Here is a 15,774-nt window from a genome sequence, read left to right as displayed (position 1 = left end):
CGCCGGTGTCCGTGTCAGCCGAAGTACCAGACGGCCAGGTAGTACTTGTAGGCGATGCCCCTGCAGAAGGACCTGAAGAAATAGTGCGGGCAGACGCCGTAGTACAGGACGTAGTAGAAGACGTTGTCCGCCTGGTGCCTGCTGGAGATGTAGCCCATCCCGCGCAGGGCGTATCCGTAGTCGTGCATCATGCACGCCGCACGGAAGTCGAAGCCGAACGGCTTGTCGGGCGAGCTGGTGCAGTAGTCATAGAACACGCCGCGGACCCACCAGCCGGCGGGGGTCTTCACCCAGTACACGTAGCGCCAGGCGCTGTGGTACCAGACGTAGTTGATCCCGCAGTGGTAGAAGGCGAAGTGCCAGAAGTTCGTGCACCAGTACCACTTCTTGCCGTCCAGGTCCGCGTTGGAGGTCGGTGCCTGGTTGGCGTAGTCATAGGCGTTGGCGCTGCCGCCTGCCACCGGGTCGGTCTGCAGGAACCGCCCCAGCTTGGGCTGGTAGACGCGCACGCCCATGAGGATGGAGCCGTCGGGGGTGTCCGAGGCCCGCTCGGCCGCGCCGTGCCAGCCGTACCGGGTGGTGGGCTGGCCGGGCCGCGCGTTGCCGAACTCGTCGAAGTCCAGCGCCAGCGGGACCCCGTCGGTGAGGTTGAGCACCACGTTGATGTCGTCGTGCAGGTTGGTCAGCTGCAGGCGGACGTCCCCGGTCGCCGAGGTGACGGCCGCCAGGCCGCCGGAGATCGAGTGGACGTTCCTGGTGACCGTCCCGCCCTCGACGATCCAGGCGGGGGTGTCGTCGTCGGCGTCGAAGTGCTCGACGCGCTTGCCGACGACCCCGCCGGGAAGCTGCTCCACCGTGGTGGTGTTGCGGCGCAGCTGCGGGTCCAGGGTGTAGGACTGCCGCAGCGAGCCCGAGGTGATGGACTTGACCAGGTCGGTGTTGTAGTAGTCGACCGTCAGCCCGGCGGGCGTGGCGGTGGTGCGCCCGTAGGCGTCGTAGGTGTATCCGGAGTCGGCCAGCCGGTCCCCGCCGTCGTAGGCGTGGTTCTCGGCGACCGCGCCGGAGCCGTCGCAGCCGCTCCTGGTGAGCGAGGTCCTGTTGGAGTCGGCGTCGTAGCCGTAGGCCCGGCGCGCGCAGGTCCCGTTCACGGTGTCGTCGACCCCGGTCAGCCGCCCCAGCTTGTCGTAGCCGAACAGCTGGCTGGACAGGCCGTTGTGGGTGAGCTGCTGGCCGTGGATCGACCAGGTCACCGAGTCGTCCAGGAGCTTGACCCCGGCGGCGTTCTGGTAGCCGCGCCAGGTCGGCGCCCCCAACGGATCCCTGGTGACGCCGTAGCTGACCCCGCCGGGCATGGTCTCCTTGGTGAGAGACCCGTCGGGGGTGTAGGTGGCGGTGAAGGTGCCCGCGACCGAGTCGGTCATCGTGGTGAGCAGGCCGGTGGTGGCGTCGTAGCCGTAGGTCACGGTGGACGGCGCGCCGTCGGTCTTCTTGGTGATCCGGTCGAGGGCGTCGTACTCCACGCTGGTCGTGCCGCCGTCGGAGTCCGTGTAGGACATCTGGCGGCCCAGCACGTCGTAGGTCCTGGTGATGGTGGTGCCGCCGGTGGCCGTGGTCTGCAGCACGTGGCCGGCCGCGTCGTAGGTGGTGGTCACGTCGGGCACCGCCGTACCGACCCCGCCGGTGACGGTGGTCTTCACGATCTCGCCCGCCGGGTCGTAGGTGGTCGTGGTGGTCCGGGTGACGCCGTTGGCGTTCTCGGCCGCGCCGGTGACGCGCCCGCCGGCCTCGTAGGTGTAGACCTTGCTGACCAGCTCAGTGGGGTTCGTCCCGCCGTCGCTGATCGTGGACTTGGCCTTGGTACGGCACAGCAGCCCCGCCCACTCAGGCTTGGCGCCGCAGGTGCCGGTGCCGTCGGCCGTGTAGTACTCGCTGGTCTGGGTGCCCGCGTCGGTGCCCTTGGGCGAGGTGGTGCCGATCACCCGGCCCTCGGTGTCGTAGGTGGTGGTCTTGGTGATGGCCAGCCCGCCGGGGTCGTCGACGGTCTTGACCTTCTTGCCGCTGTTCCAGTCGTAGTAGGCCTTGCTGACCCGCTGGTCGCCGTCGGTCGACCGGCCCTGCACCCAGGCGCCGACCGTGACGGTGGTGACGAGGTTGGAGACCTTGGCGTCGCTCGGCCTGCCCTCGTCGTAGGCGTTGACGGTGTGCTTCCTGGCCGCCACCGTCGCGCCGCCCAGGCTGATCAGGTGGAGGGGTCCGTACTCGGCCAGCGTGCGCTGCCCGTCGGCGCTGAACTCGCTCTGGTCCGACAGCAGCCGCGCCCGCTCGGCGGTCGTGGTGTTGATCAGCCCGAGCTGGGTCAGGTCGGCGGCGGCGTTGGCACCCTGCCCGAGCGCGAGCGCCCGGTTGCCCGGCGACAGGCTCAGCACGGTGTTGCCCTGCCCGTCGTACTGGCTGGTGGAGATGGCGCCGCCCGGCTCGGCCCGGTTGACCAGCTGGCCAGAGGCGTTCAGGTAGGTGATCGTGGCCCGGCCGTAGTCGGATGCGGCCAGCCCGCCGCGCCCGGTGTGGTTGGCGGGCACCTGGTCGGCGGGGAAGACGGCGGTCGCGTCCACCGGGGGATCGTTCTGGCCCCAGGCTGCGGCCGTCGCCGGGTCCAGCGGGTACGGCGTGCCCGCGCCGCTGATCGGCACGTCGTAGACGACCGAGCTGGTGGCGGTGCCGTTGGTCTCGCTCGGTGTGCCGGGCCGCAGCGTCGGCCTGGAGGCGCTGAGCAGCATCCCGTCGGAGGCGATGTCGGGGTTGCCGGCCTTGCCGTACGTCAGCGTCCACGGCAGCTCGCCGGGCGGGGAGTAGCGGTTGACCCGTCCGCTGAGGTCGTAGTCGTAGCGGGTCTTGACGTCGGGCGTGTTCGGGTTCCAGGTCTCACGGAGCCGGCCCAGGTCGTCGTAGAGGTACTCCGACAGGCCCTGCGGCGCGCTCGTCCCGCCCTCCCAGAGGCTGATGGTCTTGACCTGCCCGGCCACGTCACCCAGCTGGGTTCCCGCGGTCGTCGTGGTGGCATAGTCGATCTTGATCAGCCGGCAGCCCTTGGGCAGCGCGGCCAGGGTGTCGACGTCGCAGTCGGACTGCGCGGCCACCGCCCACGTCGGTGCGATGATCTTGATAGGCCTGGCCAGCGCGGTGCCCGCGACCGGCTCCCACACGAACACGGTGCTGCCCTGACCGACCGCCGGGTACACCGCGCGGACCAGGTAGGCCGTGGCCGACGGGTCCACCTTGGCGAAGACCGTCCGCTCGGCGGAGGTGGAGTCGGTCAGCGTGTAACGGTCGGCTGCCGCGTCGTACGTCAGCTTCATGTTGGTCGCGTCCGGCTGCGCGGTGAAGGAACCGTCGGCGTTCTTGGTGAAGGCCACCGAGGTGTCCTCACCGGTCAGCTCGATCGAGGTGGCCGAGGTGGCGTGGAGCTGCACGAACGTGCCCTGCCCCGCCTGGGCCAGGCCGTTCGGGGTCCACTCGTTGCCGAAGATGGCCGCCACGCCCTGCAGCGAGGAGCCCCGGCGCGGGTCGCGCGAGGAGAACGAGCGCATAAGGCCGACCCCGAACACGTTGGCGTCGGTGGCCGCCATCCTGAAGTCGCCGGTGAGCATGTTGACCGAGCCGGGACCGACCGGCTGGGTGGTCGCGCCCTCGGCGTCGCGGTCCACTACCAGGTCCACGCTGCGCGAGGCCGCCGTGCCCGAGGAGGTGGTGAACTCCGCGCGCACCTGGATGACCCCGTCCTCGGCCAGCGTGTGCGTGGTGTCCCACACCAGGTCGGGCGAGACGCCCGAGCTCATCGCCACCGGCCAGGTGATGGCCGAGCCGTCCGAGCGCTTGCGCACGTCGGCGGCGGGTACCTGGTGCCAGGTGTCGGCCTCGCCGCGCCGGTAGGAGAAGGTGACCGCCGTCAGCCCGGGGCTGCCGCCGGCCGACAGCACCGTGCGGCGGGCCGTGCTCTGCCCGTCCGTCGGCGAGGTCACGGCCGAGGTGCCCGCGTTGAAGGTGTACGTGGTCGCCGCCGACACGCTGCCCGCGGTGTTGCGCACCCACGCCTGCAGCGTGTGCGGGCCGTCCGTGGCCGGCGTCCAGCTCAGCGTGTACGGCGAGCCGGTGCTGGCCGCCGACTGCAGGGCGCCGCCGTCGAAGGCCCACAACACGGCCGCCACACCGGAGCCGGACGGCGTGATGGTGAACTGGCCCGCCTGGCCGGCGCCCTTGGCCCAGTCGCCCTCCGGGTAGTCGGTGGAGGAGACGGCGGGGGCGGCGGGGGGAGTGGCGTTCACGGTGAAGCCGAACCAGCCCGACCAGGCGCTGTAGTCGGTGCCGTCGTAGGAGCGCACCCGCCAGCCGTAGGTGCCGTTGGCCAGCGCGGAGGCCGCCTTCCACGAGCCGGTGCCGCCGGAGGCGACGCCGGAGACCGAGCCGCCGCTCAGCTTGGTGACATGGTCGGAGGTCCAGATCTCGAAGTCGGCGCGGAGCGCCTGCCCGTCGGCGTCGCTCACCTTGGCCGACAGCGTCGGCTGGGTGGCGTTCGTGGTGGCCGGGTTGGTGCAGGTCGAGCAGGGGGCCATCGCCAGGTTCGTGGGTGTGGCCGGGACGGTGTTGTAGGTGATGGAGATGTGGGGGTTGTTCTCGAAGCGCTTCCAGTAGTAGTTGTCGGTCTCACTACTGGCCTGGACCTTGAACGTGATCGACGTGCCGCCGGCGTTCATGATGTCCTGCAGCGCACTGGCCACGTCCCAGCCGACCCAGCTGGCCGGGCAGCTCGACGGGCCGCCGCTGCCGCTGGAGGACCAGCCGTAGGCCACGTTCTTGGAGCCGATGGTCAGGTTGGAGGCGGGCTGGTTGTTCCAGTTGGTCGAGGAGGTGATCGCCGCGGTCCTGTACAGCCCGACGTTCCTGGCCGAACAGGACCAGGCCCAGGTCTCGTAGAGCTGGAAGGTGGCCGAGACGATGTGCTTGCCGGTGCCCATGCCCGACAGGCCCATGTTGAAGAACGAGCGCCGCTTGTAGCCGCCGGAGTTGGAGGTGCCGGCGGTGGCGTCGTTGGAGGAGTTGTAGTAGGCGCTGCTCGGGTAGGCCGAGTCGACGTAGGTCCAGCTGGAGCGAGCCGCGGTGAAGCTCGGGTCGAGCGTCACCGGATAGATGGTGCTGGGGTTCGTCAGCAGCGCCGCGTCCGGGGTGACCTTGAGTTTGCCGCCGGACAGCTTGAGCCCCATCCTGGCGCGCCTGCCGGGGACGCCGGTGTTCCTGAGGGTCGCGGCCTCCTCGGCGGCGTCCCACATCTCGGGCGCCGCGCCGGTGAACACCGGGTCGCCGTCGCCGTCGACCACCTGCACGTTGCCGTACTTGTCGGCCTTCAGCACGCCCTTCTTGGCCTGGGCAGGGAAGGCCAGCTCGGCCAGGCGCGGGTCCGCGGCGGCCTGGCGGTTCTTGACCACCAGGCGCTCGGCGAAGCCGTCCACGTCGGCGGTGAGCACCAGGTCCACCCCGGGGATCACGTCGGGGTAGGTGGCGCGGGCGCCGTCCAGCACCGGCTTGGGCAGCAGCCCGACCGGCGAGCCCAGGCTGACCTGGGTTCCCTTGGCCTCGGCGGTGACCATCGGGCCCTCGCCGCCGCCGGAGAAGCGGTAGCTCGCCGCGGCGGCCTTGGGAGCGACTGAGCCGTCGGCGCTGACCGCCAGCGTCGCGTCGGCGGCGACCCACTCCTGCCCGCGCTTGACGCGCACCGGCCGGTAGCGGTGCTCCAGCGTCATGGTGCCGTCAGGGTTGACGTAGTACTCGTCGGTCTGCGTGGTCATGGCGGCCGCCCTGATTCGCTTGCCGCACACCTTGGCGGCCAGCTCAGCGGCGATCTGGGTGGGCATCTCGTCGGGGCAGCCGGCCTTGGCCGGCGCCTGGGTCTTGATCGGGATCGTCGTTGCGCCGGCCTGGTTCGGTACGAGCGTCCAGGCCACCAGCGCCAGGACGACGAGGGACGGTAACGCGGTGCGCCGCGTTAATCGCTTGAACACCGTCAGCCTCCACTGAGCGCGATCGGACAGTCGCGCTCAGGGTGATCAGCGCTCGTATAGGCGCCGTATAGATCCCGTAGGAGTCCAGCCCCGCCGACCCGGAGGATCCGAGAACGCGGAAACTGAACAGCCAGCCCAAATACGAGTTCGTGCTCCTGGTGTACCCCCTCGTGGTCGGCGGCGGCCAGGCCTCGCGGTTCTGATCGCGGTCAGGGCCGGCCGGTGCCCGGTATCCGGACAGGGAGGGTCAAGATCTCTCCGGTACGGGGCCCGGTGTTCAGCCGGTCGAGGTTGGTGGCGACGTCGTCGGCCATGCGCCACTCGGCGGTCATGATGAACAGGGTTCGCCGGTCCGGGCCACCGAGCGCCAGCGCGAACGGTGCCCGGTTTTCGGGGAGTTCGACGCGCTGCAGGACCTCGCCGCCCTCGGCGACGCGGACGATCGAGAACTCGCTGGTGGAGACCCAGACCGCGCCTTCGGCGTCGAGGCAGATGCCGTCCGGGCCGAGACCTTCGGCGAAGACTCGCCGGTTGGACAGCCCAGCGTCGGCGTCGATGTCGAACGCGGTGAGCCGGCCCGCGAACGACTCGGAGATGATCAGCGTCCGGTCGTCGGGGGTGATGACCATACCGTTGGGGAACTGGATGTCGTCGGCGACCTGGCGTACCTGGCCGTCGGGGGTGACGAGCTTGATGTAGCCGGGTTTGGGCGCTTCGCCACCGGAGAAGTTGAAGTCCGCGCCGTTGAGGTAGATGTTGCCGTGCTTGTCCACGACGATCTCGTTCCCCTTCTGCTCGGCCAGCGTGACCATCGAGCCGTCGGGCTCCTGGCGGCGCAGCTCGTCCCCGGTCATGAGCAGTCTTCCGTCAGGCAGCCAGTCGATGGAGTACCCCATCAGCTGGCCCTGACTTCGGGCGGGGAAGACCTCCGGCGTGCCGTCGAGGCCAACGGCCACGATCTGCCGGTCGATCCAGTTGCAGAACCACAGCCGGTCCTCGTGCCACCGGGGCGACTCGGGAATTCCGAGGCCACTCAGCAAGACCTTCGGCTCGGACATGACGCCTCCTGGCTTCGTCGCGATGCGCCGGCCGCCGGCCGGCTCGTACACCGACTACACGAACGACAGCCGGCCTCATCGACAGAGCGAGCCCGCGGTTCGCAGATCACACGGCGCGGCTCGTGCGCGGCCCGTCCAGCCCCCAGGAGACGATCCTGGTCGGGGTGATCCTGATGATCTCCCGGGACAGAGCCGGCAGGGGCGGCTCCTGGTCGCTCAGCGCCACCGCCTTGCCCCGGATCTCGATGCCCCGGGGCGCCCACGGATCGACCGTCGCCAGGTCGTCCACGACGAACGCGACCGTGCTGCCCTGCTGGACGTTCCGGAACTTCTTCGACCTGCCCAGCGCGCCCCCGCCGATGACGACCGTGCCGGCGTCGGCATCGACGAAGAAATTGGTCGGGTTGTTCTGCACCTGCCCGTCGGGCGAGACGGTGGCCAGCCGCCCGACGTGCTGCGTGGCCAGGTAGTCGAGTTCGGCTTGGGTGAAGATCATATGTGTCAGTCCTTCCGTTGCTCCTGTGATGGCGGTTGCCGCAGCAAGCTTGCCTGGTGATCAGATGGCGTGGTCACCCGGGTCCTTGAAGAGCGCACGTCACTCGGCTGTGTGCGCGAGGATCGCGGCGGCCAGCTCCTCGTGCGCCTCCGGCGGCAGCGTGTGCCCCATGCCGGCCACGATCATCAGCCGCGCCCCCGGGATCTGCTCGGCGATGATCGCGCCGTGACCCGGTTTGACCGGCTCGTGGCTGCCCTCGATGACCAGCGTGGGCGCCTTCACCTGGTGCAGCACGCCCACCGGCTCGAAGTCGGGCTTGGCCATCGCGGCCATCCGGTGGTTGGCCGCCGCCGACAGGTCGCGGGCCCGGTCGTAGATCCGCTCCTGCAGCCGGCGCGCCGCGTCCTCGTCGAACGGCAGCCCGGTGCCGTGCAGCACGCGCTGCTCAGCGATCATGCCGTCGACCAGCGCGCGCCGGCCCTCCGGCGGCGGCGCGGTCATCAGCGCGCGGTAGAAGGCCACGAACTCCGGCGCCGGCTCCGGCAGGCTCCCCTCGGGCTGCGGCTGCCCCATCAGGGCCCGGACGAGCACCTGACCCTCACCGCCGCCGAGCGGCGAGGAGGCGATGACGGTCAGCGAGCGCACCCGCTCCGGCCGTTCCACGGCGATGAACTGGCCGAGCAGCCCGCCCGCCGAGTGGCTGACCAGGTGCGCGCTCTCCAGGCCGTGGGCGTCCATCACGCGGTAGACGTCGTTCTTGATGTCGTCCCACGTGTACGGCTGCGCCGCGAAGTCGACGGTGCCCGACATGCCGGTGTCACGGTGGTCGTACCGGATCACCCGGCGGCCTCCGGCGGTCAGCCGGCCGACGAACTCGTCCGGCCACAGGATGCCCTGCGACATCGAACCCATGATCAGCAGGATCGGCGTGTCCGTCTCGGCGCCGAACTCTTCACTCCAGATGTTCACGTTTTGCATGCCTCACAGCATGTGGTCTTCGGCTACTGGCGCCTTCTGTAGAACTACTAGTCGCGCCAGATCCGTACGTGAGCCGATGCCCAGCTTCGGATAGATCTTGTACAGGTGGTACTCGACCGTGCGCGGGCTCAGGAAGAGCTGGGCGGCGATCTGCTTGCTCGACAACCCGTCGGCGACCAGGCCCGCGATGCGCAGCTCCTGCGGGGTCAGCGCATCGAGCACGGCCGGGGGAGGGGCCTGCCCGCTCTCGCCCGCCGCCCGCAACTCCTCCTGCGCGCGCCTGGCCCACGGCCGGGCACCCGCCCGCTCGAACGTCTCCCACGCCATCCGCAGATGCGCCCGCGCCTCGCCCGGCCGCTGCGCGCGGCGCAGGCGCTCACCCAGCAGCAACGCTGTCCTGGCCGCCTCGAACGGGTTGGTGTGCAGCCGCAGCGCCTCGCCGAAGGCGTCCTCTGACGAGTTGGCCAGGCCCCGGCAGCGGGCCAGCAACGCGCGCGACTCGGCCGTCGCGGCGTGCTCCGACCATCGCTCGTACGCCTCCAGCGCCGCCCGCGCGCCGGCCTCGTCGCCGGCGCCCACGGCGGCCTCGACGCGGTCCGGTGCCGCCCGCCACGCCACGGTCGGGTGCCCCGCGCCCGGTCCCGCCGCGGCGATGGCCGTGAAACGGTCGTGTGCCGCCGCATAGCGGCCCAGGCACAGGTCGAGCAGCGCCAGCGCGTACGCGGCCACCCCCACCCGCAAACCCACCCGATGCGGGACGGCGATGGCCAGCGCCTCGCGGGCCTGCCGCTCGCAGGACTCCTCCTCACCCCGCAACGCAGCCAGCACGGCCAGGTTGGCCAGGTGCGCGGCCACCGTGTTCTCGTACCCGGCCTCCCGCGCCAGCTCCAGGCCCTCCTCGGAGATGGCCTGGCTGCGTGCCGGCCGCCCGGCGATGCGCTCGGCCGTCGCCACGAACTCCAGCACGACGGGCAGCTGCCCGGTCATCCCCGACACCCTGGCCACTCGCTCAGCCCGGCCGGCCATCTCGGTGGCCAGGTCCGACTCGCCCAGCTGGCTGGCCGCGGCCGCCGCCCACAGGTACCCCGCCGCGTCCTCCAGCTCGCCTGCCCGCGCCAGCGCCCGCCGCAGCAGGACCGGCCCGGCAGCGTCGCCGTCCAGCGTCAGGCCGATCCCGGCCACCGTGTCCCGCAAGAACCCCTCGGGGTGCGCCGCGGCCCTGCGGCCGAGCTCGATGATGGCCGCGGTGTCGCCGACGTACGCGGCCGCCTCCGCGGCGTCGGCCAGCATGTCCAGGCTGTCGCCTGCCGCCAGGATCCGTACGGCCTCCGCGGCGTTGCCCGAGTTCAGCTCGAACCGGCCCCGGAGCTGGGCGATCTCCATAGCGAGGATGGCATCCCCGTCGGCCCGTTCGCGCGCCTCGGCCAGCAGCGACTCCGCCTGTCCCGGGCGGCCGCCGAGCCAGGCCGCGACGGCGGCGTCCTTCAGCCGGACGGCACGGGTGCGCGGCTCGGGGGTCAGCTCGGCGGCCCTGGCCAGGGCCGTGGCGGCGGCGCCGTACCCGCCGCGGTCGCGCGCCCGCTCCGCGGCGGTCACCAGCGCGGCGGCGACCCGCTCGTCCTGACCCAGGGCGGCTCCGGCCAGGTGCCAGGCGCGGCGGTCATCCGCGGTCAGCTCCGCCAGGACGGCGTGTACGCGGCGGACGTCGGCGGGAGCGGCCGCCTCGTGGATCGCGGATCGGATGAGTGGATGACGGAAGCGCACGCTCGTGCCCGACACCTCGGCCAGCCCGGTCTCCTCCAGCTCGGCCAACGCCACCCGCCCAGCCCCGGCCGATCGGGCGGCGGGCCGTACCTGTTGCTCGGCGAACAGCCGGTCGGTGGCGCGCAGGACCAGGTCGAGGTCAGCTTCGACGGCGGCGCCCAAGGCGACCAGCCGAGCGGGGGCGGACAACCCGGTCACCCGATCGCCGAAGAGCCGGGCGCCACCGGGCAGCGGGTCCGGAAACGGTTCGCGCCCGGCGAGCTGCGCGCGCGTCAGGCGGGCGGCGATCTCGCCCAGGGCGAGCGGATTCGCGCCGGTCAGTGAGACGAGGTCCCGTTTCACCTGGGCGGGCAGCACGCCGTGGCGGGACTCCAGCAGCTCGGCCGCATCGGACTCGGGCAGGCCGCGCACGTCCACCGTCAGCGGCACGCCCTTGACAGAAGCGTCTCCGCGTACGGCGAGCAGCATCGCGATCCGTTCCGTCCTCAACCGCCTGGCGGCGAACAGCAGCGCATCGGCCGAAGCCCGGTCGACCCACTGGAAGTCGTCGACCACGCAAATCAGCCCGTCCGGCGCGGCGGCCTCGGCCAGCAGCGAGAGCACACCGGCTCCCAGCAGGAACCGATCGCCGGCGCCGCCGACGGCCATCCCCAGAGCCGCGTGCACGGCGACGCGCTGCGGCTCGGGCAACGCGTCGAGCGAGCCGGTCACCGGCCACAGCACCTGGTGCAGCGCCGCGAACGCGAGGTCGGACTCCGACTCGACGCCAGTGGTCCGCAAGACCCGCATCGCGCCACCGCGCGCGGCCGCCGCGTCGAGCAGAGCGGTCTTGCCCGCCCCCGCCTCCCCCCGCAACACCACTGCGCCGCCGAAGCCGTCGCGAGCCCGCGCGATCACCTCGTCGAGTGCGCTGATTTCCGCAGATCTTCCGTAAAGCACAAACACCCACTGTAGGAGCCCTCCACGCCGGCGAGCACCACGAGCACCCAGCTCAGAGCGGGTGACACGGTGGTGTCGCGCTGGCGCGGCAATGGCCCGCGGGTTCTCCTGACCAACCCCTCAGCTCGTGGAGTGACGGCCGAGTCCGGCATCGCGTACGCGGACTCCGCCGCGGGCCGGGGGAGTGGCTCTCGATCACGCGGCTGCGCCGGGGCCTGGCAGTGGGTCGACGTCGCCGGCGTGCATCGGCTGGCCGCAGTGGGCGCAGCGCAGGTCGACGTGGCTGATCTCGCCGCAGGCGTGGTGGCGGTAGAGCACCGGCGGGCCGGCCTCGCCCGCGAGCCATTTGTCTCCCCAGCGGGTCATGACCAGGAGCAGGTCGACCAGCTCGGCGCCCTTGGCCGTCAGGTGGTACTCGTAGCGCGGCCGCTGGTCGTAGGGATGGCGCTCGAGCACGCCCTGGTCGACGAGGTGGTTCAGCCGCTCGGTCAGCACCTTGCGCGAGATCCCGAGATCGGCCTGGAGCTGGTCGAACCGGCTCATGCCTACCCAGACGTCACGCAGGATCAGCGGCGACCACGGCTCCCCGATGACGTCGAGGGTGCGCGCGATGGAGCAGGCCATCTGACCGAAGTTCGTGCGTTGCATGAGATCAGTCTAGCGATTGGAGTTCCCTCAAGGAACTCTCGATGTTATGGTCATGGAGTCTCTTGAAGGAACTCCGAAAGGATCACGCGGATGAGCAAGGTCATCACCGCCCACGCGGTATCGGTCGACGGCTACATCACCGGTCGCGACCCGGGTGCCGGGCGCGGACTGGGCGACGCGACGATGCTCTTCGACTGGTACTTCGACGGCGACACGCCCAGCCAGGTATTCGACGGGTTCCACCTGAGCGAGCCCAGCGCCCGGGTCTTCGACGCCCTCGCCGGGCGCGTGGGCGCGGTCGTGGCGGGCCGTAACACCTATGAGGACTCCGACCATTTCGGGGGCGGCAGCCCGCACCCGGCGGCCCGGCTGGTCGTCCTCAGCCATCGGCCGGCGCCGGAGATCACCGACCGGCAGACCCTGATCACCACCGGCATCGAAGACGCGGTCGCGGCGGCTCTCAAGGCCGCCGATGGCAAGGATGTCGGCCTCATGGGCGGCGGCGTCGCGACCGAGGCGTTGAAGGCGGGCCTGGTCGACGAGGTGATCCTCCACCAGGTGCCGATCCTGCTCGGCGGCGGCCGCCCCTTCTTCCAGACGCTGCCCGGGCACGTGCGCCTGCACCTGCTCCAAGCCGTCCCGACGCCGGGCGTCACCCACCTCCACTACCAGGTCCAGCGCTGACCCTCACTGACCCTCACCACGGCGGCCCGCGATGCTCAGCACCCACACCGCCCACACCGCGCCACCACCGGCACCGCCCCACCACCTGCACCGCCGACACCGGGTTCGCCCTCCTTTCGACCGCACCACCCCAGCCGACGACCATGCCGTGTGGCTCACCAACGACACCCGCTAGGAGAAGAACATGCTCAATCCCGACGTACGCCGCGCTCTCGACGGCACCTCGCTGGCCCACCTGGCCACCGTGCTGCCTGATGGCTCGCCCCACACCGTCCCGCTCTGGGTCGGCACCCACGGCGACCACATCGTCTTTCTCACCGGTCCGCACTCGCGCAAGGCCCGCAACCTGCGCCGCGACCCGCGGGTGGCGCTCTCCCTGACGCCCGCCGACAACCCGTTCGAGCCTGTCATCGTCCGCGGCCGGGTGATCGAATGGCTCGAAGGTGACGCAGCGCGGGAGATCATCGACCAGATCTCAAGGAAATACACCGGCCAGCCCTACGCCCGAGCACAGGAACGCATCGTCGCCATCGTCGAGCCCGAACACCAGACCGTCGGCCGCGGCTGAACCGCCCCCACCCACCGGCGCCTGCCGAACACCCAACCTCCCTCGCCTTGGGACCGTCTGCCGCGCTGACCTGGCGCCACTGAGGCTGCCCGCGCTCCCGTCCCGGTCGAACAGGACCGCGCCGGGACGACCGCCTTCGAACACCGCGCACCTCCCTTGCTGCCTGGGCTCCGGCTACCCGGAGATCACCACCGCAAACGACTACACAGAGTAGCCGTATTAGGCGTTTCCCCTGGTCGAGACGTGGCGAGGTTTCAGAGCCGCTTCGCTCGGTAGCGGTTGCGGAGTCATTTAAGGGAGAAAGCAGATGAGATTTCTCGGAATAAACGCGATCTTCCATGACCCCGCCGAGCAGGTGGTCAAAGCAGTGAGGGAACTGATCGCATGAAAATAGCCATGATCTCCGAACACGCCGATCCGCTGGCCGCGATCGGTGGGGTCGACGCGGGCGGTCAGAACGTCCACGTGGCCGCCCTGGCCACGGCGCTGGCCGAGCGCGGCCATACCGTGGTCGTACACACCCGGCGCACATCGCCGGAACCACCCGACCGGGTGCCGATGGCACCCGGAGTGGAAGTCGACTACGTACCCGCCGGACCACCAGAACCGGTCCCGAAGGACGAACTACCGCAGCACATGCCGCACTTCGCGCGGATCCTGCGCGAACGCTGGCGCAACGAGCACCTCGACCTGGTGCACGCGCACTTCTGGATGAGCGGCCAGGCGGCGCTCATGGCGACGGGGCGGATCCCCGTCGTGCAGACCTACCACGCGCTGGGCACCGTGAAGCGGCGCTGGCAGGGCGAGTCCGACACCAGTCCGCCGCACCGTATCGCCACCGAGCGCGAGATCGGCCAACACGCCGATGCGATCGTGGCCACCTGCAGCGACGAGGTCGGCGAACTGCTGGCCATGGGCCTGTCCCCAAGCAAGATCACGGTCGTGCCGTGCGGCGTGGCCCTCGACCGCTTCTACCCGATCCCACCGCACAACCAGGCCCACGACGGCCGATGGTGGAGCATCCCCCGCGGCGGGCGGCTGCTCAGCATCGGCCGGCTGGTGCCGCGCAAGGGCATCGACACGGTGATCCACGCGCTGCGCCGGCTCCCCGGTGTGGAACTGGTGATCGCGGGCGGCGACCCGGAGGATGCGGAGTCGGCGCGGCTGCACGATCTGGCCGATCGATACGGCCTGGACGGGCGAGTACGGCTGGTCGGCAGTGTGCCGCGCAAGGACGTGCCCGATCTGATCCGGTCGGCCGACGCGGTGGTGACGGTGCCGTGGTACGAGCCGTTCGGGATCGCGCCGGTCGAGGCGATGGCCTGTGGCGTGCCCGTGGTCGCCTCCGCCGTGGGCGGGCACCTCGACACGGTCGCCGGCTGGGGCCTGCTGGTGCCGCCGCGCCGCCCGGTAGCACTGGCCAGGGCCGTGCGCGGGCTGCTGGCCGACCCGGCCAGGCGCAGGGCGCTCGGCGCCGCGGGAGCCCGCCGAGCCCACCTGCGCTACGGCTGGCCGCGCATCGCCGAGCAAACCGAGGCCGTGTACGAGCGCGTGATCTCTGGAGGGAGCCTCCGGCTCGAGGCGATCGGGTGTTGACCGAAGAACCGGGCGGCCACGGGTGTAGGCCGAGGAAGGGCTGCGCCGGACCATCGAAGAACGAACTCGTCGACGCCATCAAGAAGGCCAACCGCCGCGCCACGGCCAAGGCCCGCTGATCTTCCGGCTGGTGTTTCTGCGCGTCGCGTGGCGGGAGGTACGGCTCCTCGGTGGCCGGGTGGCTTGCCTCGATGGCGCGGGCCCTGGCCGGCTCGGCGTCGAACTCCACACCGAGCAGGACCGCGATGTTGGTGATCCACAGCCAGATGAGGAACACGATGAGGACGGGCCGTTTGACGACGTCCCAGATAGTCACGGCGACCTGACCGATGCCCAGCACCCGCCCGGCCTGGTCGGCGAGCTGCCCGGTGAAGACGACGGCGACCGCGCCGACGGCCATCACGATGATCAGCGCTGTGGTTCCTTGGCGGTGCGTTTGAGTATGCCCACCCACGGCGGCCTGTCGAGGCCGGTGGGACCTTCCGGCGGAGCGGACGCCCGCCGTACGTGATGCTCGGGGGAGGCATGGAACCCTCCGATGCGTTTGAGGGGCGCACCTGCAGCCGACTACCCGTCAGGCAGTCGCGCACACGCCTCATGCACGGACGATGCATGGTTTCGCCCGCTACGGGTAGCCGGAGCGCGAGTATCCAACAGGGGAGGCCGCGATATGGCTGGTCAGGATAAGGCCAAGGGGAAAGCTGAAGAGATCAAAGGCAGGATCAAGGACGGCCTTGGCGACGCCACCGATAACGAATCGATGCAGGCGGAGGGGAAGGCGGAAAGGGCCAAGGGCAGTCTCAAGCAAGCCAAAGAGAAGGTGAAGGACGCCTTCAAGAAGTGAATGATCTGCTTCAGCGGAGGCTCAATCACCCCGAGCCTCCGCTGAAGTGTCTCCACGGCCGACGAGCTTGCGCGCCAGCGTTTTGCCAGCTGGATAACAGCGTCGGCGGCCATGCTCATGCCTCCACCACCGTGAAGGAGGACGTA

The 15,774-nt window shown here is 70.6% G+C and carries 11 protein-coding genes; 5 read left to right on the top strand and 6 right to left on the bottom strand.

Annotated features, from left to right (window positions below; genetic code table 11):
- Positions 1-14 precede the first annotated feature (14 nt).
- From ACIBHX_RS24395 to ACIBHX_RS24370, 6 genes are all read right to left on the bottom strand, one after another.
- Entirely contained in the window at positions 15-6,053 is a 6,039-nt protein-coding gene (locus ACIBHX_RS24395) for a phospholipase A2 (protein WP_397069507.1), read from the bottom strand.
- A gap of 209 nt (positions 6,054-6,262) precedes the next feature.
- A complete protein-coding gene (locus tag ACIBHX_RS24390; RefSeq protein ID WP_397069506.1) occupies positions 6,263-7,111 on the bottom strand; it encodes an SMP-30/gluconolactonase/LRE family protein in 849 nt (282 codons plus the stop codon).
- Between the two features lie 106 nt (positions 7,112-7,217).
- Positions 7,218-7,607, bottom strand: coding sequence for a PPOX class F420-dependent oxidoreductase (locus tag ACIBHX_RS24385; protein ID WP_397069505.1), 390 nt, complete (start codon positions 7,605-7,607; stop codon positions 7,218-7,220).
- Between the two features lie 99 nt (positions 7,608-7,706).
- Positions 7,707-8,585 carry an alpha/beta fold hydrolase gene (locus tag ACIBHX_RS24380; RefSeq protein WP_397069504.1) on the bottom strand — a complete coding sequence of 293 codons (879 nt, stop codon included), beginning with the start codon at positions 8,583-8,585 and terminating at the stop codon, positions 7,707-7,709.
- Positions 8,586-8,588: 3 nt separating this feature from the next.
- The gene (locus ACIBHX_RS24375; protein WP_397069503.1) at positions 8,589-11,288 is read right to left on the bottom strand and encodes a LuxR C-terminal-related transcriptional regulator; all 2,700 of its coding nucleotides are present in this window, start codon (positions 11,286-11,288) and stop codon (positions 8,589-8,591) included.
- 195 nt (positions 11,289-11,483) lie between these two features.
- Entirely contained in the window at positions 11,484-11,936 is a 453-nt protein-coding gene (locus tag ACIBHX_RS24370) for a winged helix-turn-helix transcriptional regulator (RefSeq protein ID WP_397069502.1), read from the bottom strand.
- Between the two features lie 90 nt (positions 11,937-12,026).
- Here ACIBHX_RS24370 and ACIBHX_RS24365 point away from each other — a divergent pair, with 90 nt between their 5' ends.
- From ACIBHX_RS24365 to ACIBHX_RS24345, 5 genes are all read left to right on the top strand, one after another.
- Entirely contained in the window at positions 12,027-12,620 is a 594-nt protein-coding gene (locus tag ACIBHX_RS24365) for a dihydrofolate reductase family protein (RefSeq protein ID WP_397069501.1), read from the top strand.
- A 184-nt stretch (positions 12,621-12,804) separates the two neighbouring features.
- A complete protein-coding gene (locus ACIBHX_RS24360; RefSeq protein ID WP_397069500.1) occupies positions 12,805-13,188 on the top strand; it encodes a PPOX class F420-dependent oxidoreductase in 384 nt (127 codons plus the stop codon).
- Between the two features lie 384 nt (positions 13,189-13,572).
- Positions 13,573-14,784: a glycosyltransferase gene (locus ACIBHX_RS24355; protein ID WP_397069499.1), complete on the top strand. Its 1,212-nt coding sequence runs from the start codon at positions 13,573-13,575 to the stop codon at positions 14,782-14,784.
- 130 nt (positions 14,785-14,914) lie between these two features.
- Positions 14,915-15,295, top strand: a complete 381-nt coding sequence (locus ACIBHX_RS24350; protein WP_397069498.1) for a hypothetical protein — start codon at positions 14,915-14,917, stop codon at positions 15,293-15,295.
- A 159-nt stretch (positions 15,296-15,454) separates the two neighbouring features.
- Entirely contained in the window at positions 15,455-15,628 is a 174-nt protein-coding gene (locus ACIBHX_RS24345) for a CsbD family protein (protein WP_397069497.1), read from the top strand.
- The last annotated feature ends 146 nt before the right edge of the window (positions 15,629-15,774 follow it).

It is taken from the genome of Nonomuraea sp. NPDC050536 (genome assembly GCF_044457685.1).
Classification (GTDB): Bacteria; Actinomycetota; Actinomycetes; order Streptosporangiales; family Streptosporangiaceae; genus Nonomuraea.
Note: the sequence above shows the minus strand (reverse complement) of the source record. Positions and strands in the feature narration are given on the sequence as shown.